Here is a 17731-nt window from a genome sequence, read left to right as displayed (position 1 = left end):
ACATATTACGTTGTACTAATCTAATTGGCCTTATTCCGCACCAATAGCAAGCACGCGACTAAGCTTGCAGCGTGGAATTCAGGTAGGTGCGTGGCGGCTCTCTATTCGCACACAGGCGGAGAGCTACTCCGCACGTATCGGCCACATTTAAATTTATCGGATTTGGCTGCTTTGGCGAACAGAGAACAAGGACGCACGGGCCTTGTCCTCTACGCGCGACGTAGTTCCGCACACGCGTTGCCACCGCTGTCATTGCTGGTGCTTCGACACTTACCAAAACGACCTGTGTCGCCCCGAAATCGACGACTGCCATGCATACGCCGAATGCGTCCGCCTCCGGGTAGCGCGCACTCTCAACTTCGAAGAGTTGTTGATATCGGCCAAGGGATGCTGGAGCGTCGACGACTGCAATCCAAATCGAATCTATGCCGGTCACGCCGTTGGGATGCAACCGGATATCACCATCAGGAACTCGAGCGGTTCGAGGCGTCATGTCGCAGCAAGCGAAAGGAATTTCTCTTGAAGCTGGCCATCCAACTCTCCACCGCAAGTCAAAGCCGTCTACCGTCTTTCTGGACCCGTCAATGGGTCCAGCCATCTGAATACTGTGGCTTTGCGCACAAGCGAGTAAACCGGCAAGGTCCTGCGTACTCACGGCAAAATCTACCAAGCCCTCGCCATCGGCTTCCAGAATGTGCTGCCAACGGTCTGCTGGTGAGTGCGCGGACCACTCAATCAGCTCAATGAATGACCCGTCACCAAATACAACCAACGCATTCCGCGTCGGTGCGTGTCCGTGTGCCCCCCCGGCAACCACATTGAAACCCAGCGCCCGATAACTGCGGCTCGCGTCCGCGAGATTCCGTACCGCGACGACCACATGGTCGATTTGCAATTTCGGGTTCACAACGGGAACTCCTTCAAATACTGACCGGCCGCAGCAGGGTCGTCACCGCATCAATCGCTTTGCAGTCCAATCAGGAGCGACTCATATCGGCTCGTATCCACCGTCTGCCGTGTGAGTCTCTTCGCCAGCGAGGGCGGGTGTGAATACACAAACAAGTCGAAGGTCACCTTTGATAGCACGCACGACGTGCCGGTCATGCTTATCAAGCACATATACGCTACCTGGCCCCAGCTGAAATCTCTCGCCACTCGCGAGGTCTATGACCTCGCCTTCGCCAGCGAAGCAATAATTAGCCTCCACGTGATGCCGATACTGCAGTTCCATCTGGGTGCCCTCTTCGACTGTCGTATCGTGAAGAGAAAAACCTACACCGTCTGCGGCAACGACCAACCTCTTACTGTCCCAACCTTCCCCACGAACGTGTCTCGGGGTTCCAACGGTCAAATCGACGTCACGTACTAACATTTCATGTTCCTCTCACTACCGAGCGATATCCCCTCGGGTCAACTGCTTGTCCATTTGCCAGTAACCAACCAAGCATTACTCAAATGCGAGCGACATGCGTCGTTGGACCAAGCAAGGCAGCGCGGAGTGACAACAAAGGCCTTGAAGCATGGCCCCATTCACCCGCCCCTCTCTACTTACCGTGGGCGACAAACACCTTTGCGTCGACCCAATGGTCACCGGTCAGTCGATACATCGTATACGGAGACACGGCGAGGTCACCGTTGGCGTCAAAGGCAATCGGCCCCGTCAAGCCGTCCATGCTTGTCTTCCTCACCGCCTGAAGTACGTCGACGGCTTTAGTAGATTGGGCGGCCAATACCGCCTGCACGATGACCGACGTTGCATCGTAGGCATAAGGTCCCTGGAATCCTTCCAGCTTTGCCTTGAATCGCGCCTCATAACGGGACGGAAAACCCTTTGCTGGCATCTTGTCGGATGGCAACCCGGGCTGGACAGTGACCGTGCCTTCACCGTCGCCGCGCGCCATATTCAGGAAGGTGTTGTTGTTGAACCCTTCGCCGGCGAGCGTCGCACGCATACCCAAACTTCGCATCCGTCTGACTATCTGGCCGGCTTGCGCATCAAATCCACCGAACACAACCACATCAGCGCTCTGGGAGCGTATCCGGGTCAAGACGGCGCTGTAATCAACTGTCTTGTCAGTTACGTACTCTCGGGCGACGATTGCGACGTGGCGTTGGGTGATGAAATCGTTCACCCGGTCGGCAAGGCCCGCACCAAAATCGGTCCGGTCGTCGATAATTGCGACCCGCTTGGCCTGAAGGTCTTCGACGATATAGCGTCCCAACTCGGCACCGGCCACCGCGTCCTGCCCAACCACTCTGAATGACGACTTTTTGCCTCGAAGCGTATATGTAGCGTTCGTGGAGCTCGGGCTTACCTCTGCTATATGAGCGTCGTCGTACACGTTCGAGGCGGCGATACTGCAACCAGAATTAAAATGCCCTACCACCCCGGCCACAGACATGTCCGCAAAGCGCTGGGCGACCTGACTTGCGACTCGCGGGTCCGCCTGGTCATCTAGTGGCACCAACTCGAATGAGACCGCACGGTCGACTATCTTCGGATGCCGCTCATTCGCATCCTCGATTGCCAGTCGCGCAGCGTTTTCCATTTCCTTTCCGTCGGCCGCCGACGGTCCTGTCAACGGGGCAGCAAATCCAATGCGGACAACAACCGCGTCCTCCGCCTGAGCGCCCTGACACCAGAGAGCTCCCATCACGACAAGCACGCCGGCAACGAAAGGCTTCAACGTGGTCATGAACCAGTTCATGATTTGCTCCCGATGAACGTTACGTCCCTAGTTCAACGGCGCGGTGTAAAACCACAGGCATTGCTGCATCGCGCATATCCATACAATAGAAACAAGCCTCGCGGAATGCAAACAATTTTCTTCGAAAAAACCACTTGTCTGCATTCAATCATCCAATTAAGCGCATACATTTTTCAGCATTGAATTTTTGGGCCACCAACGATTATGGTTCTATTTCGGGGCTCTCAGCCTTCATCTTATGTAAGAGCACAAGGTGCAAAAGGTCAATGTATGTATCGTTCCGAGGAAACCGCTATGGTTCCGACCAAAGCGCATCATTCCGCCAGACAGAGGGGATGCAGACACTGACGCACAAAAGTGGAGCAGATTTCAAAAATGTTGCATACAATATGAACAGATTGCTCCGGGCGAGGTGCGAAATGTTGCGAACATCTGGCTGGACTCCGGTCCTTCAAGATGGGAACGGTCCCACGTATTTGGCAATCGCAAATGCCGTCGCCGAAAGCATCAACAAGGGCGAACTCCGCGTTGGCGACAGACTGCCCCCACAACGCGTACTCGCCGCGTCTCTCGGCATCGACTTCACAACCGTTAGCAGAGGCTACGCGGAGGCCCAACGACGAGGCCTGCTTGAAGCTCGTGTGGGTCGAGGCACCTATGTGAAGGCAATACACCGTCCGCCCGCCAGCCCAACGAACGTGTCCGGCATCGACATGCTGATAAATCAGCCGCCGCCGTTCGACAATCCCACACTGGAAAAGCGAATCTGGGAAGGCGTGCCTGCAATGCTGACCGAGCGCGGCATGGAAATGCTCATGCGTTACCAGGTGCCGAGTGGAGCCATGAGAGACCGCCTGGTGGGGGCAAACTGGCTGGCTCAACGTATTCCGGGGCTTGGGCCTGAGCGCGTCCTCGTTTGTCCCGGCGCACAAGGCGCACTCCTTGCCGTCTCCATTATGTTGGCAAGCGCAGGCGACACCATTTGCGTCGAAGCGTTGACATATCCAGGCTGCATCCTGCTTGCGAAGGAACTGGGCATCCGTCTGTCGGCCGTCGAGATGGACGAACATGGAGCGATACCCGAATCACTTGACGCAGCTTGCCGGTCCGAGAAGCCGAAGGCGTTCTATTGCACTCCCATTGTTCACAACCCCACCACGATTACGATGCCTCTGGACCGGCGCATCGCGTTAGTTGAAGTAGCGCGCCGTCACAACATCCCAATCATCGAAGACGATAATTATTGGCCTCTGGTCAACTCGCCCGATGATTCTGCCGACGCCTTGCGCGAACTTCCCAGTCTTGCGTCCTTGGCGCCCGAGCTGGTCTATTACATTTCGGGACTTGCGAAATGCGTTTCTCCCGCACTGCGAATCGCCTATCTAGCCGTTCCTGACCAAAGCTCCGCAGAAAGAGCTTCCGTCGTGATACGTGCGACGGCTTCGATGGCCGCACCGTTGAGCGCAGCTGTCGCTACTTACTGGATTGAATCTGGCTTGGCAGAAGAGATGCTTCGTGCAATACGCACAGAAAGTGAGGCACGCCAAGTTATCGCGCGCCGACATCTTGGTGTGGACCTTGAAAACCGACATAGCCACGGCTTTCATTTGTGGCTACCGTTGCCCATGCCCTGGACGCGCAACGCGTTCATAACCCAATTGAAGCTCTCAGGTATATCCGTCGCTGGTACCGACGCCTTTTCGGTTTCCGAGGCGCCCGATGGCGTCCGACTCTGCTTAGGCGCGCCGAGAACACGCAGCGACCTTGAAAATTGCCTGCACCGAATCGCCGACATCCTGCATCTCAAATCATATGAACCGAGTCAGGTAATCTGATGCTCGTAGTGCTACGCGCTGAGATGTTCGTTTGAAGAACGCTAGGGGCCGAGCATCGCCTTCTGGCGTGCGCGACTACGCGACGTGATATTGAGAGGGTCGGGACGGTACCGTCTTACGGCATTGAGGTACCGTCTTGCGGCATTGAGGTTTCGTCCGTGCCATTCAACCATAGGCGATACGAGTCCAAAGGCTTCTGCAGCCTCCTCTGCGGAGGTGGAAGAGGCATCTTCACGCGACTTATGAACATCGCGGCGATGATGCACTCTTTAATAATACCCTCGCTCCACTTTGCTCGAAATGTCCATGCACCTCGCTAACATGCAAAGCGAAGCGCCCAAGTTGTCCAAAACACCTAGATATCCAGAGTGACGCCCTCACGATTGAGCGTTCCGTCCTCGAGGTGAGGCCCTGGATGCGGGCGTGCGATACAAATCAGCGCTTCGCCCGGTTCGACGTCATGCGCTGGAGGTTCAGTGTAGTCGACCTCACCTTTAACAACTCGCGTCACGCAAGTGCCGCAACTGCCCGAACGGCAGGCGTAGAGTGGCTGAAGACCATTGGCTTCCGCCAACTCGAGCAGACTGCCAGCTTTCGGCCTCCAGATTGCAGTCTTGCCACTTTTGGCGAACGTGACCACGACACCCTCGCTGTTGTCCACTTCCGCTGTCTGTTCGATTCGACGCGAGACCGAGCCCGGGCCGAAGCTCTCAAGGTGGATTCTGGAATCCCGCACGCCTAGTGATAGTAACGCGTCGTACACGCTCTGCATGAAGCCCGGTGGTCCGCAAAGATAAACCTCGTAATCGTCAAGGGGAAGCACCCTTCGCAGAAGCGTCCGGTCGATATATCCTTCGCTGTGGTGCGTTTTTCCGAGAACATCATCTTCAGATGGACGGCTGAACACCATGTGGAGAATCAGGTTGGCGTGAAGTTCTGCTTTCGTCGCGAGGTGTGCCGCAAATGCTCGGTGCTTGCTGTTAATCGCGGAATGTATGAAGTAGATTGGCTTGTGGAGGAGCGTACGGCCATCGTTGACCAGTTGACTATTGAGCATCGCGATAACGGGTGTAATGCCAACACCGGCGGAGATAAGCGCTAGAGGTCTGCCTGCAGTTTCATTGAACACGAATGCACCGCGCGGTGCGAGCGTCTCAATTGTGTCGCCAACGCCAATGTTGTCGTGCAGGTAGTCGGAGCAGCCGCCGTTGCCTTCGCGCTTGACGCTAATCCTATAGGTGCGACCGTTCGACGCGTCAGACAGAGTATAAGTTCGGGTCGCTGGCTCGGCCCAGCCAGGCGGCTGCACCCGGATAGGCAGATACTGCCCCGCCTGGTAAGTCACGAGGCCGCTGCCATCCCCTGGCGCGAGGATGAAAGAGCGAATACTCGTACTCTCGTCGACGGTCTCAAGAACCTTGAATGGTCGCCAGACCGTGCGAAGCCGCTCCGCTTCCAACGTCTTTTCGACGTCGCCCCAATCGCCAGTACGCTCAAGAAGTGGCGAATAGTCCGGAGCCGTGAAGGTGCACGGCAGGCTTGCCTCGACACGGCATACTTCGTCAATGTGATAGCGGAACAGGCGCTGTGCGCCGGTGAAAGCGCGGACCTCAGGACCGTCCCAGACAACCTCCGCGTGAGCGGCAATGTAGAGCATGTCGCCCCTATCAAAGTCGACGAACATCAACCCTGCATGAGTGTCGAATTGCCAGTTGCCAATCGTATTGAAGAGAAAGTTGCCAACAAAGTCCGGTGCGGTCAGCGTATGGTCGTCATCGATACGTACGAAGCCGGGCCGGCCGCCTCGGTGCGACACATCTGCACCAGTGGCAACCGCGTCTCCTTCTTGTAGAAGGACGCTGGCAACGAAATAGGTGTCGGATTTAGAAATAATGGCCGAGGCCGAGGCGTCCAGGTGGCTACTGCGGTGAACCGGTCGTGGCTCCGGTGAAAGCGGGTCGCGATGAAACGAAAGCGCGCGCCCCTGAATATATTGCGGGCAGATACCTAAGGTCTGCCGGACGTCGATTGTGAAACCATCAGGCAGCAAAGTCCCGACGGTGCCTATCATGCGATTGCGGCGGCGAGTATGAAACTGGACGCCGAGCAACGCTACCTCTGCGCCGGGCATGAGCGTGTCGTTAAGCGGGTCACCGTAAAGCGCGCGGGCCCGAACCGTAACTGCCACATCACTTGTGGGACTGACGAAACCGGGCTCGCCAACCAGCAACGACGCCCAAGGTCGACCAGCGGAGTCGACGGATGCCATGAAAACGTACGGGAGCATCGGGAAGAATTCCCGCTGTTGAGGTGTCAGGTAGCGGCGGACAGCACGGCGCCCCTGAGCGTCTATCTTTTCGCGGACGCCAACACGCTCTTGCACTTCTAATTCGCCTTCATGGAACGGCGAACGCTCAAGGTCCCACCCTGGTGAAGGGGGAACGGTTGAACCACTCATGACCTTGCTCCCTATGTCTCAACGTCTGGCGCCAAACTTCGGGATTCACCTTGATGAAGCACATCCATCGACGGGACCGTCCATCAGACCTGCCGGGATTGACATATCCGTTTCACGATGATTGTCCTTGCTTCTTCCAAAGTGGTCCGAGGCACAGTTACCCTCAAAATGGCGCAAAGGCGGAAAGCGTCCACTCCCATCTTCCCGGGTTGTTTCCCATGTCACATGCAAAGACCAGGCTTTTCCTCCAACACCCTTAGACGTTCAACCCGGCCGGAGTTTTCTGAAATTCCACAAATCCCGGCAGCGCCTCGATTCGCCGCAACCAGGCATTCACATTCGGGTAGTCTTTCAGGTCAACGTTACCTTCGGGTGCTCGCGCGATGTAGCTATATAGCGCGACGTCAGCGACGGTCGGATGGTCGTGTGAAATGAACTGGTGCCCATCCAGCTCCGCCTCGATGAGTTTCAGTATGCTGTGTGCAACGCCAATTACCTGCTCCGGGTCGTACTTCGCTCCGAAGACCGTGATTAAACGCGCTGCGGCAGGCCCATGCGCAATCTCACCAGCGGCCACGGACAACCAACGCTGTATGGCTGCCGCAGCCTGTGGTGCTTCCGGGAGCCAATCTTCCTTGCCATACTTTTTCGCGGCATAAATGAGAATGGCGTTCGAATCGGAGATTGCCACGCCATCGTCGACCAGCACCGGTACTTGCCCAAAGCGGTTAAGTTTCAGGAATTCGGGTGCCTTATGCGCCCCTTTCATCAGGTCGACCTCCACGAGTTCAGGCTGCAGACCTATAAGGGACAGGAAAAGTCGAGCACGGTGGGAATGACCGGACAGTGGATGGTAATAGAGCTTCATGGTTTTCTCGCCTCTTTCGAAATTTGAGTGGGTGATGCCGGTCGTCGGTAGGGAAAAGGGTCAATGGCGGACGGGACGTCCGGCGAAGCGAACCATTGACGCGCTCACTTTCCCAAATAAGCTCGAGGGCCTGGGGCTGGCGGAGCCTTGCTGCGCCTGCCCCCGAGCCCATCCCGCGGCGAGGACTTCCCCGCCTTGGGGCGGGGTTAGGGGTGGGGTATCGTCACCCAAGAGCGGTCCAATGCTCAAAAAATGTGCAAATTCTTACCCACTCCATTTTCAAAAGAGCCGTTTTCTCTCAATCGAAATGGAACAAGGAAGCGCTGCGGGTTGCCGTCAAAGTCCGAGGTCACTCAGTCCGGCGTGGCCGTCAGGACGTCGACCGAGCGGCCAATGGAACAATCGCTCATCTTCCCGAATAGGAAGGTCGTTGATGCACGCGAAGCGACGAATCATCAAGCCGTTCTCGTTGAATTCCCAGTTTTCGTTCCCGTATGAACGAAACCAATTGCGGGAGTCATCGTGGCATTCGTACGCGAAGCGCACGGCAATTCGATTACCAGAGAACGCCCAAAGCTCCTTAATCAGCCGGTAGTCAAGTTCGCGCTGCCACTTGCGCGTCAACAGCGCAACTATCTCAGCTCGCCCATTCGCAAACTCGGCACGATTCCGCCAGTGTGAATCGACGGAGTAAGCAAGGGAAACCCGCTCGGGGTCGCGAGTGTTCCACCCATCTTCAGCAAGCCGCACTTTGAGTGTCGCGGTTTCGCTGTCGAACGGGGGACACGGAGCGCGTACGTCTTCCGACATCATTCACCTCCTGCCCAGGTAAAGGGACATCAATTGCTGACCGGCGAGGCAAAGGCTGCTCACGCAGCAGCCGCCGTGCATTGGATGTGTGCGGACAAAGTTTGACCGTTGCCGATTCCGGTTGGTTACGTTCGCGAACGGTCAAAGCAACGTTTGTATTGGTTTTGCACGATTGCATCGCTGGGCTACACGAGGAGTGTTAGGCCACGCTGAAGATACAGTGCGAAATCGATACGAAATTGCAAACTTCGAAACAATGAGAGTGCGAAGCAAGGCAACATCCTCGAGCGAAGGCGACGCCGGCCAGCCAATCCAGGGCGCGCGGGCCTACCCCGTCCGATTGGACCTAGGTTTCAAAGGGGCGTCCGACCTGTGAACCAGCACAGAGCCGTATCATCATTTCGTTGTGGGAGGTCGCATGGCTACCGAGGCAGACAGCGGTGCGAACGACGGTCATGCCAGCACGGACATTCCAAGGTATCAATGCGTGCGCTGCACCGGGCCGTTCGCCGCCGTACCTAAGTCGTCCCTTGGACACCCTCCCGGACCGAGCGGTTACCGGCTCGAAAAAATCGAGCCTGGCGTCACGGCGGACCAAGTCACACACGTCATCTACAGTCAGTCTCACTTCGACCACATCGGCGCCGCCGATATCTACCCGCAAGGCGCAGTACGAATTGCACGCCAGTGCACTGCAGACAAGTTGGCCGAGTATCGCGACCATAAGCGTTCGATGCCGACAATCACATTCAGTGATGAATATGTGCTGGAGCTAGGCGCTACCAGGCTCGAACTCCGCTATCACGGAAACATCCATCAGCCCGGCAACATCTTCATATACGAGCCGAGACAAAAGGTCCTCATGCTCGTGGATATCATTTTCCCAGGATGGGTACCCTTCAGAAACCTGGCGGTTGCCAATGACGTTCACGAGTATTTGCATGCCCACGACTTGCCCCTCGATTACGACTTCGACGTTATCGTGTGTGGCAACCTTACGCGTTACGGCACGCGTGCCGACTTCGTCACACAGAGGGAGTTTGTGCAGCAACTGCGCGCGACTTCCATCAAGGCCTTGAAGTCTGTACGAATTGAAGACGTCGCCGCACGGACCGGGACGGAAAACCTGTGGGCCCTGATGGACGGCTATCTGGAAGATGCAATCGAAACTGTCACGAACGAAATGCTCACGACCCCGACTTCCGATGGACGGCTGTGGACCGAGAGGCTGGGAGGTGCGGACGTATGGACCAGGCACCATGCGTTTTCCATGATTCAGGCGCTACGCATCGAAAAACCCGATTAGTCGTTATGGAGTGCAACGCAAGAACGTTCTATAGATGTGGCGGCTGTTTCTATAAACTGTGTTCACGCCCGAGCTAGGTGAAAAACATACACGCTTCGCGGGGGACATATCTTGGCATGTCAACAAAGACAACCATGGAGCCACACCGTGCTGGATTGCAAGCAAGACAATAGGTGGAACATCGTCGATTACCGTCCCGAATTCACGGATGGGGTCATCGATTTGATTCTGACCATACAAAACGTTGAAGCGGGTCTTGACATATCGCTCGAGCAGCAACCCGACCTTCTCTCTATCGAATCAAATTACCTGCAGGCGGGTGGCGGATTTTGGGTCGCAGTAGACGAGTCGGGCGACGTAATTGGCTCCGTAGGACTTCAACGCGAGACCGAGGCCGTCGCCGTTCTCAAGAAATTCTTTGTCAAGGACGGCTATCGTGGGGCTGGCGTCGCGGCTGGCCTATTTGACAGGCTGCTCGCATTCGCAGACCAGAAGGGCGTGAAGACAATCATCCTGGATACGCCATCCCTTGCAAGTCGGTCACACGCGTTCTATCGCAAGAAGGGCTTCCGCCAGATAGATAAGTCCGAGGCACCTATCACGTATGACTACCCTGACCGGAATTCGCTGTTGTTCCGCCTGGACCGCTAAAGCAAACAAGAGGCGGCGAACCTATCGTCGCCTCTATTTTTTCGCCTCGTCGGCGGAATCTGTGGGTTAGTTTGGGCCCGAATCGTCATCAAACTGCCTGAATTAGGCTACTTCTGTGGTGCCGAAGCCGATACAGATTCAATACCGCTTTCGACGGGCAGTTCGAACCACTCGAGGGTCGTGCAGCGTCAAGTGTGGACGTAGTCCAGCGAAGCGAACACTTGATGCCACGCAAGCAAAATACGCTACCTGTATGGCCGGAAGCGGCGCACTCTCGCTTCCGGCCATACAGACCAGCGAGCACTCAGGAGCCGCATACCTAATGACATATCCAGCGGTCTCAAAATCACCCACAGATTCCGCCCAGGACCCATTTTTTCTTGGGGCGCGAAAACTGTTTCGGCACGACGAAATTTACAACTGCGCTGTCGAGCGTTTCATGATTGGCGTCCACGAGTTCGACTAAAACCTTGTGCGGTCCAACCACCAGCCCAACAATGATTAGGGGTTCCCCGCTTGCATCGGCCCAATGCCACGGCGCGTCGTCGACCGTTACATGAATGTGTCCGATACGTGGCGAGTCATCGAGTGCCTTAGGACCAAAGACCGGTACGATGTGAAGATTCTCTGCCCGGTACTGGATAAATAGGAAACCTTTTTCTAGAGGCTCGGGGAGTGGCGGGTCGACAACGATTCGTGCGGGGGGTTCGTTTTCAAGCGGGACAACGGGGTCCGCTCCGCGTATGTCTCGTGCACTCTGCCCGAACGCACCGCTCGCGCATAGAAAGACAGTCGCTGCGGCAATGCTAGCCAACATCCGATTCACGACAGGCTCCCTTTGTTTACCCCGAATGCGTCGCTCGACGTTGCTTGAACGAGCATCCGCCCAATCCTTCGATGGCGAGTATAGGTTAAGTGTTCGTAGCGTCGCACCGGCTTAACACGCGTCGGAGCCGAGCCCGCTATCCGGGACTGCGCCGCACCTGTGGTTCAAGACCGGGCAGACTCCCGTGCTAACAGGAAGCTTTTGCGTGCAAATCGGAAATACTTTGCCCGTGGTCGACGACTAACCTCAAGGCATCCTCAAGACAACGCGAGAGACGCCATGAAAGAAATCATTGAGGGGTTTCTACGGTTCCAAAAAGAGATTTTTCCGGAAAGAGCTGAGCTCTTCAAAAAGCTTTCAAGTGCTCAAGCCCCCACGGCTCTCTTCGTCACATGCTCGGATAGCCGCTTTGTCCCTGAGATGGTCACTCAACGAGAGCCCGGAGACATTTTTGTGATACGCAATGCGGGCAATATCGTACCCGCCTATGGCGGTGAGCCTGGCGGTGTCTCCGCAACTGTGGAATACGCTGTTTCGGTCCTCGCAGTCGCCGATATCGTCGTCTGCGGACATTCTGACTGCGGTGCCATGACAGCAATTGCGACGCACAAGGACCTGAAGCACCTGCCTGCCGTTGCTGGCTGGTTGCGCCACGCGGACGCAGCCGCAGCAATCAACGATTCGCATCAGCACGCATCACCCTCCGACGCACTTAACTCAATGGTGCGCGAGAACGTTATCGCTCAGCTGACCAATCTTAGGACTCATCCATCGGTTGCGTTGGCGCTCTCAAACGGTACGGTGAGACTGCACGGGTGGGTATACGACATCGAAACCGGTTCAATCGTCGCCTTGAATTGGGAGACACGGTGCTTTGTGCCGCTTTCAGAGTACCCGGAAGCATGTGCAACACCTGTGATGTCGGCGTCCCGTCTACCCTAAATCCTTCGTGATAGGTGATTAATCATGCTCCAGACACTTGTCTCACCGACCGCCCGCGAACAGCTTACCGACAAGGTTCTCGCATCGAAAGCGAGCAAGGGATTGTCCTGGCAGGACTTAACTGAGGGAACCGGACTGAGCCTGGTCTTCCTGACAGCAGCGCTCTTGGGCCAACACCCGATATCGAAAGAGGCAGCGGAGACCGTATCTCGGCGGCTTGAACTCGATGAAGAGGCAGTCGCACTTCTGCAACAGGTTCCGCTTCGCGGCAGTATTCCGGGCGGCGTTCCTAGTGACCCGACGGTCTATCGCTTCTACGAAATGATTCAAATTTATGGGACGACGCTGAAGTCCCTTGTACATGAAATGTTCGGCGACGGCATCATCAGCGCAATCAATTTCAAGATGGATATACAGAAGGTACCCGACGCCGAAGGCGGAGAGCGAGCCGTCATCACGCTGAACGGCAAGTTCCTGCCTACCAAGCCGTTCTGAGCCCCCTGATTCCCAGTGCCACTTTACAAAGAGATTGACTTGAAATTTTCCATTTGCGCTCGGCGCCCTTCCCAACATGAAGGGGCCGAGTTGAAGCGAATCCGACGACGTTACTGAGGAGTCTGAAAAGTGAACTTCAATCCTGACAATGCGGCCGTCGTGATTATTGACCCGCAAAACGATGTACTGAGCCCTAAGGGGACTGTCTGGGCAGCGGTCGGCGCTAGCGTCACGGAGAACAAAACGGTCGCCAACCTGGAGCGGGTTTTGAAGGCGGCAAAAGATAGGGGCGTAGATGTGTTCGTATCACCCCACTACTTTTACCCGACCGATTTGGGATGGAAATTAAACGGTCCGGTTGAGGCTGGAGAGGTTGAAGCCGGGACGTTCTCCAGACGCGGACAGCTCACGCTCCAGGACTTCGAGGGTTCGGGTGCAGATTGGGTTGAGTCGCTAAAGCCATACATAGAAGACGGCAAGACAATTGTTGTCAGTCCACATAAGGTCTTCGGGCCACAGACCAATGACCTCGTTCTTCAAATTAGAAAGCGGGGCCTCCAGAAAATATTGCTCTGCGGGATGATTGCTAATCTTTGCGTTGAATCTCATCTTCGCGATTTTCTTGAGCAAGGGTTTGAGGTCACTGTGATATCGGACGCGACCGCTGGTCCCCGCCATCCCGAATGGGGCGACGGATACAAGGCGGCGATGGTGAATTATCAATTCCTTGCTCATGCTGTATTGCCAACAGATGAGGTGGTCAAGCTGCTTGGTTGACGTAGATGGTGGCATTTGCTGCAATGAGCATAGCGATGCACTTTCGAAATTCAGTGTAGCGCCACCATCAGCTGCATCATCTTGGGGCATTGAGCCACGTTCACTTCCCGAGTCCCCAGTGGACCCGGGTCTGTTGGCTTATTGGAGAGGCAGATGCGTCCAGAACTTTTCCCGTCCGTTGGGCGCGCTCCGGCACAAGCTTCGCCTGCAGAAGTCACCCGGGATGCCATGACCTGCATCACAGAGGTGTTGCTCGGCCTACGTTCTCCGTCAAGTCACGCCGTGCCTTCCCCGAAGCGGCGGCTTCCCAAGTTTCGCGCTTGCGCCTGCACCGCTGCAGCCGTTGCAAATGAACCAGTTAAGCAGGTTACCGGACCAACCCGATTCCAAATTGTCGAGCGATTGTCGCGTGAAACGCTTTCCGTTTACTGGAGTGACGCCCGGACGGGACTATACGCCGACCAGCTTTGGAGACTGGGTCGTGCCCGCATACGTTCATTTTGCGTATTAACCGGTGCTCCCATTCAGGTCGGTGACTTGGTCTATCGTCCCAAATCACAAAATAAGGGTAGCCCCGCAAATCGGGACTTCATGATACTTGCGGACATGGTCCACGATGAATTTTCGGGCGTGAATTGACCGGTTGTAGAGGACCTGATTGACCTCAACGTTGCTCGCTCAACTTTGCCGGAAGCTGTAGTGAGCTAGCAATCTGCAAGCTTTCCCTCGCCCGGCCTTCGCCCTCTGTCGAAACTGCATTGAAGTTAGAACGAGCATTGGCGCGATTCCCCTAACACCCAGCTGTTTTACTCCGGGTTTTACGAGCCCCAGCGCGCCCGTCGAAAACCCCAGACGCTGATAACTGCTGCCACTACAACTCCTACAGAAACGATTGCAAATGCGGCATTCAGATTCGCGTGCCAGACCGTTACTGCGGCTGACGCAGCAAGTGCAAAACTGAATCGGGCAATTGCAGCCGTCATTGGCCAACCGACGCGGCCTGCGCCCTGCCCGGCGAAGTAAAGCTCCGAGACAACGGCAATCAATCCATAAACAGGGCCAACCACACGGAAGTAGCTTGCGCCGACCTCAAAAATTGCGAGGTCTTGCGTGAACAAGCCTATCCAAACCTTTGGTACAAAAGAGACAGACAGTCCGAGCCCTTCGAGCATCGTCGCTACGAAGATGGCATTGAGCATCGCTGCGCGTCTGGCCCGCATCACGTTCCCGGCACCCAGATTGGTTCCTACCATCACAATCGCAGCCGTCCCGAAACCAAACATGACGGGAATCAACAGCATGTCGAGCCGAGACGCAATGCCATATCCGGCGATTGCCGACACCCCAAATGCGCCTGCCGCCGCTGTCACCGCGCTGATAGAGAACGTTGTCATCAGTGCGTTTGTCGTTGACGGCAACCCTACAGCAAGAATCGCACGAAAATGAGCGCGATTCAGCGGATAACGGCGCAATTGCAGTGTGGCTCGCCCCGAACGCATGTACGCTACTTCCGCGACAAGTGCACCGATATTGCAAACCACTTGCGCAATGCCGGCGCCGGCCACACCGAGAGCTGGCAGACCAAATTTCCCCGATATGAGAGCCGGAGAGAGTATGAGCCCGGCGACCACACTCCCCAATATCATTAACGCCGGCGTCCTGACGTTGCCGGAACCGCGCAACGCGGATTGCAGGAGCGCCAGCATCCAGTACGGAATGGCGCCAGCAAAGAGAATGTCGGAGTACAGAATCGCCTGATGAAGTGATTGTCCGACGCCGCCAAGATATCGGTAGATTGTCGGACCGGCTGCAATGGCGACAATCGAAAACAGCCCACCCGCGATAATTGCAATCACCACTGCGTGCCACGCAATGCTCTCCGCCTCGCCATAGCGGCCGGCGCCACGGGCGCGAGCAATCGCCGACGAAACCCCGCCTCCAATTCCGCCATTAGCAACCATGGTCATCGTCAGCATGACGGGAACGACCATGGATGCCGCAGCGATGGCATTGGCACCAAGCGTACTGACAAAGTACGTTTCCGCGATGCCGAGCACCGTTGTCATCAAAAGCACAGCAACCGTTGGTAAAGCGAGCCGAATGAGCGTTGACAGTATGGGGCCGTGCAGCAATCGATTCGTTGACTGGACGACATTGTCTGGAGGTGCGGGACCTCGCGTTATGGGCGCTGTCGTGGAAAGTTCGGAGGTCGGCGTTTGAAATGACGTCATCTATTCGTTCTTGGCGTTGTCGTACGGTGCGGGCATCAAAAAGCTGCCGTCCCGAGACCCCAAGGCTGGAAATGCGCTCGCGGCAGATACGGAACGACGAGGGAGCAAATTAGCCCGACGTCCGCGCGCCGTATAGAAGGTTTATGCGAAAACCAGAAACAACCGTCGAAGCGAACCAATCCGCACGTTAAGCTAGCCTCCGTGGTTTTGGCTGGGTAGTCTTGGGGACAAGCCATCGGCGCCTGAACGAGGGCGCTAGAGAACCGATGGCTTTTTGCGTTATACGCGTAATACGTGAATTCAGAGATTCAGATGTAGAGGATGATTAGCCGCCCTCGAATATGGATGCAGACCATACACACCGCAGATGCGAATTAGATCTGAGCCGAGCCGCCGTCGACAAACAGTTCGCTGCCGTTGACGAAACTACTCTCATCGGATGCCAGAAACAGCGCAGCGCTTGCGGTTTCGTCGGGATTAGCCAAGCGTCCTAGCGGAGTCGTCGCCTCAACCGAGCTCACCATGCCTTCGTGTACGTCATTCGACGGCGCAAGGTTGTGCCAACCCGGTGTCGACGTCGACCCAGGCGCAAGTACGTTCACGCGAATCTTGCGCGGCGCGAGGTCCAGAATCCAGCCGCGTGCGAAGTTGCGGATGGCCGCCTTGCTTGCGCTGTAGACGCTAAATGCGGGGATGCCGGTGACGGCCGCCGTCGAGCCCGTGAGAACAATCGATGCGCCATCCTTGAGCAGCGGCAAGGCCTTCTGTACCGTGAAGAGCGTCCCTTTCACGTTAATCGCAAATGTTTTGTCGAAATGCTCTTCGGTGATATCGCCGAGCGCGGCGAACTCTCCGCCGCCAGCGTTCGCAACCAGGACATCGATGACGCCCGCTTCTTCCTTGATGGTCGCGTAGAGGCGGTCGAGGTCTGCAAGGTTTGATACGTCCCCTTGGACGCCACGAGCGTCACCGCCGACTTCGGCAACTGCCTTGTCCAGCGCCTCCTGACGACGACCGGTCATGAAAACACGCGCGCCCTCCGCCGCGAAGCGCTTTGCAATTGCGAGTCCGATACCGCTGTTCGCGCCAGTGACCAATGCAACCTTACCTGTAAGCCTACCCATCTCGACACTCCAGTTACGTTTCAAGGTCGCATTATGTAACGGCACATTCTGATAAGATAGTACCTACCTAAAGGTAAGTATGAGGTTTTTCGATGAAACTGCGTTCGGACAGCTGCGGATTAGAGGTGGCGTTGACGGTTATCGGCGGCAAGTGGAAACCCCTCGTTTTGTTCCATCTCAACCATGGTCCTCGTCGATTTGGTGAGCTGAAGCGGCTCGTGACCGGTATCAGCGAGAAGGTCCTGATTCAGCAGCTGCGAGAGCTCGCGGATGACGGGGTCGTCATTCGCCAGGACTATCAGACGGTACCGCCCAAAGTGGATTACGAAATGACCCCATTTGGTCACTCTCTGGCGCGAGCATTGAAACCGCTGTGCGCCTGGGGCGATGAAAACCGGTCGCGGATTGCTGAGTTACAAAAGGAAGCTCAGTCGACCGCCGCCTGACATGGATGACAAGAGCGCAGGGAGTCGGGCGAGCACTTTTCCTGACAGCGAAGTCCGCAGCAACGTGATGTCGTTTGTGGCACTCAGCGGCACAATGGGGCCTCTCAGGTTCTGGCACAGCCCTCGGAATAGCCAGAATCTCTTATCCGACCCGGCCCGCGTCGGGTCGGCTTTTTCCTATCGCACCCCACATCATCCCGAACGGACGCACTCCACCGAGCGAGGAAATCAGGGGTTGAGCGATTCGTGGAGCG

Annotated in this window: 17 protein-coding genes; 8 read left to right on the top strand and 9 right to left on the bottom strand. The window is 56.2% G+C overall.

What is annotated here, in order from left to right:
* Positions 1-58 precede the first annotated feature (58 nt).
* The 3 genes from P3T21_RS31695 to P3T21_RS31685 all read right to left on the bottom strand — a co-directional run bounded on the left by P3T21_RS31695 (position 59) and on the right by P3T21_RS31685 (position 2708).
* The gene (locus P3T21_RS31695; RefSeq protein WP_429259906.1) at positions 59-880 is read right to left on the bottom strand and encodes a VOC family protein; all 822 of its coding nucleotides are present in this window, start codon (positions 878-880) and stop codon (positions 59-61) included.
* A gap of 108 nt (positions 881-988) precedes the next feature.
* A complete protein-coding gene (locus tag P3T21_RS31690) occupies positions 989-1372 on the bottom strand; it encodes an ectoine synthase (RefSeq protein ID WP_429259894.1) in 384 nt (127 codons plus the stop codon).
* Between the two features lie 172 nt (positions 1373-1544).
* Positions 1545-2708 carry a branched-chain amino acid ABC transporter substrate-binding protein gene (locus P3T21_RS31685; protein ID WP_429259893.1) on the bottom strand — a complete coding sequence of 388 codons (1164 nt, stop codon included), beginning with the start codon at positions 2706-2708 and terminating at the stop codon, positions 1545-1547.
* A gap of 389 nt (positions 2709-3097) precedes the next feature.
* Here P3T21_RS31685 and P3T21_RS31680 point away from each other — a divergent pair, with 389 nt between their 5' ends.
* Positions 3098-4543, top strand: coding sequence for a PLP-dependent aminotransferase family protein (locus P3T21_RS31680; RefSeq protein WP_429259905.1), 1446 nt, complete (start codon positions 3098-3100; stop codon positions 4541-4543).
* Positions 4544-4898: 355 nt separating this feature from the next.
* Here P3T21_RS31680 and P3T21_RS31675 read toward each other — a convergent pair whose 3' ends face one another.
* From P3T21_RS31675 to P3T21_RS31665, 3 genes are all read right to left on the bottom strand, one after another.
* Positions 4899-7001 carry a 2Fe-2S iron-sulfur cluster-binding protein gene (locus P3T21_RS31675; RefSeq protein WP_429259892.1) on the bottom strand — a complete coding sequence of 701 codons (2103 nt, stop codon included), beginning with the start codon at positions 6999-7001 and terminating at the stop codon, positions 4899-4901.
* Between the two features lie 256 nt (positions 7002-7257).
* Positions 7258-7869, bottom strand: a complete 612-nt coding sequence (locus P3T21_RS31670) for a glutathione S-transferase family protein (RefSeq protein ID WP_429259891.1) — start codon at positions 7867-7869, stop codon at positions 7258-7260.
* 336 nt (positions 7870-8205) lie between these two features.
* The gene (locus P3T21_RS31665) at positions 8206-8679 is read right to left on the bottom strand and encodes a DUF1348 family protein (RefSeq protein ID WP_429259890.1); all 474 of its coding nucleotides are present in this window, start codon (positions 8677-8679) and stop codon (positions 8206-8208) included.
* A 418-nt stretch (positions 8680-9097) separates the two neighbouring features.
* On the opposite strand from P3T21_RS31665, the gene P3T21_RS31660 reads away from it, so the two are divergent.
* Positions 9098-9985, top strand: a complete 888-nt coding sequence (locus P3T21_RS31660) for an MBL fold metallo-hydrolase (protein ID WP_429259889.1) — start codon at positions 9098-9100, stop codon at positions 9983-9985.
* A 147-nt stretch (positions 9986-10132) separates the two neighbouring features.
* Positions 10133-10636 carry a GNAT family N-acetyltransferase gene (locus P3T21_RS31655; protein WP_429259888.1) on the top strand — a complete coding sequence of 168 codons (504 nt, stop codon included), beginning with the start codon at positions 10133-10135 and terminating at the stop codon, positions 10634-10636.
* Between the two features lie 346 nt (positions 10637-10982).
* On the opposite strand, the gene P3T21_RS31650 is transcribed toward P3T21_RS31655, so the two are convergent.
* A complete protein-coding gene (locus P3T21_RS31650) occupies positions 10983-11453 on the bottom strand; it encodes a DUF6130 family protein (RefSeq protein ID WP_429259904.1) in 471 nt (156 codons plus the stop codon).
* A gap of 288 nt (positions 11454-11741) precedes the next feature.
* On the opposite strand from P3T21_RS31650, the gene P3T21_RS31645 reads away from it, so the two are divergent.
* From P3T21_RS31645 to P3T21_RS31630, 4 genes are all read left to right on the top strand, one after another.
* Positions 11742-12404 carry a carbonic anhydrase gene (locus P3T21_RS31645; RefSeq protein ID WP_429259887.1) on the top strand — a complete coding sequence of 221 codons (663 nt, stop codon included), beginning with the start codon at positions 11742-11744 and terminating at the stop codon, positions 12402-12404.
* Positions 12405-12428: 24 nt separating this feature from the next.
* Entirely contained in the window at positions 12429-12899 is a 471-nt protein-coding gene (cynS, locus tag P3T21_RS31640) for a cyanase (RefSeq protein WP_429259886.1), read from the top strand.
* Positions 12900-13028: 129 nt separating this feature from the next.
* Positions 13029-13676, top strand: coding sequence for a cysteine hydrolase (locus P3T21_RS31635; protein ID WP_429259885.1), 648 nt, complete (start codon positions 13029-13031; stop codon positions 13674-13676).
* Positions 13677-13829: 153 nt separating this feature from the next.
* Positions 13830-14315 (top strand): DUF3331 domain-containing protein, encoded by a 486-nt coding sequence (locus P3T21_RS31630; protein ID WP_429259884.1) that lies wholly within the window; start codon positions 13830-13832, stop codon positions 14313-14315.
* Positions 14316-14494: 179 nt separating this feature from the next.
* Here P3T21_RS31630 and P3T21_RS31625 read toward each other — a convergent pair whose 3' ends face one another.
* Both P3T21_RS31625 and P3T21_RS31620 read right to left on the bottom strand, forming a co-directional pair.
* A complete protein-coding gene (locus P3T21_RS31625; protein ID WP_429259883.1) occupies positions 14495-15907 on the bottom strand; it encodes an MATE family efflux transporter in 1413 nt (470 codons plus the stop codon).
* A 374-nt stretch (positions 15908-16281) separates the two neighbouring features.
* Entirely contained in the window at positions 16282-17031 is a 750-nt protein-coding gene (locus P3T21_RS31620; RefSeq protein WP_429259882.1) for an SDR family NAD(P)-dependent oxidoreductase, read from the bottom strand.
* Between the two features lie 92 nt (positions 17032-17123).
* On the opposite strand from P3T21_RS31620, the gene P3T21_RS31615 reads away from it, so the two are divergent.
* Positions 17124-17477 carry a winged helix-turn-helix transcriptional regulator gene (locus P3T21_RS31615; protein ID WP_429259881.1) on the top strand — a complete coding sequence of 118 codons (354 nt, stop codon included), beginning with the start codon at positions 17124-17126 and terminating at the stop codon, positions 17475-17477.
* Positions 17478-17731: the final 254 nt, after the last annotated feature.

This window comes from Paraburkholderia sp. GAS334 (genome assembly GCF_050436625.1).
Taxonomy (GTDB): domain Bacteria; phylum Pseudomonadota; class Gammaproteobacteria; order Burkholderiales; family Burkholderiaceae; genus Paraburkholderia.
This window is presented reverse-complemented; position numbering and strand designations above follow the sequence as displayed.

What these genes read in the sequence shown, in the direction of transcription:
- P3T21_RS31690 (WP_429259894.1), bottom strand. Translation starts at nt 1,372, where the DNA reads ATGTTAGTACGTGACGTCGATTTGACCGTTGGAACCCCGAGACACGTT.
- P3T21_RS31685 (WP_429259893.1), bottom strand. Translation starts at nt 2,708, where the DNA reads ATGAACTGGTTCATGACCACGTTGAAGCCTTTCGTTGCCGGCGTGCTT.
- P3T21_RS31680 (WP_429259905.1), top strand. Translation starts at nt 3,098, where the DNA reads ATGAACAGATTGCTCCGGGCGAGGTGCGAAATGTTGCGAACATCTGGC.
- P3T21_RS31675 (WP_429259892.1), bottom strand. Translation starts at nt 7,001, where the DNA reads ATGAGTGGTTCAACCGTTCCCCCTTCACCAGGGTGGGACCTTGAGCGT.
- P3T21_RS31670 (WP_429259891.1), bottom strand. Translation starts at nt 7,869, where the DNA reads ATGAAGCTCTATTACCATCCACTGTCCGGTCATTCCCACCGTGCTCGA.
- P3T21_RS31665 (WP_429259890.1), bottom strand. Translation starts at nt 8,679, where the DNA reads ATGTCGGAAGACGTACGCGCTCCGTGTCCCCCGTTCGACAGCGAAACC.
- P3T21_RS31660 (WP_429259889.1), top strand. Translation starts at nt 9,098, where the DNA reads ATGGCTACCGAGGCAGACAGCGGTGCGAACGACGGTCATGCCAGCACG.
- P3T21_RS31650 (WP_429259904.1), bottom strand. Translation starts at nt 11,453, where the DNA reads ATGTTGGCTAGCATTGCCGCAGCGACTGTCTTTCTATGCGCGAGCGGT.
- P3T21_RS31645 (WP_429259887.1), top strand. Translation starts at nt 11,742, where the DNA reads ATGAAAGAAATCATTGAGGGGTTTCTACGGTTCCAAAAAGAGATTTTT.
- cynS (WP_429259886.1), top strand. Translation starts at nt 12,429, where the DNA reads ATGCTCCAGACACTTGTCTCACCGACCGCCCGCGAACAGCTTACCGAC.
- P3T21_RS31630 (WP_429259884.1), top strand. Translation starts at nt 13,830, where the DNA reads ATGCGTCCAGAACTTTTCCCGTCCGTTGGGCGCGCTCCGGCACAAGCT.
- P3T21_RS31625 (WP_429259883.1), bottom strand. Translation starts at nt 15,907, where the DNA reads ATGACGTCATTTCAAACGCCGACCTCCGAACTTTCCACGACAGCGCCC.
- P3T21_RS31620 (WP_429259882.1), bottom strand. Translation starts at nt 17,031, where the DNA reads ATGGGTAGGCTTACAGGTAAGGTTGCATTGGTCACTGGCGCGAACAGC.
- P3T21_RS31615 (WP_429259881.1), top strand. Translation starts at nt 17,124, where the DNA reads ATGAAACTGCGTTCGGACAGCTGCGGATTAGAGGTGGCGTTGACGGTT.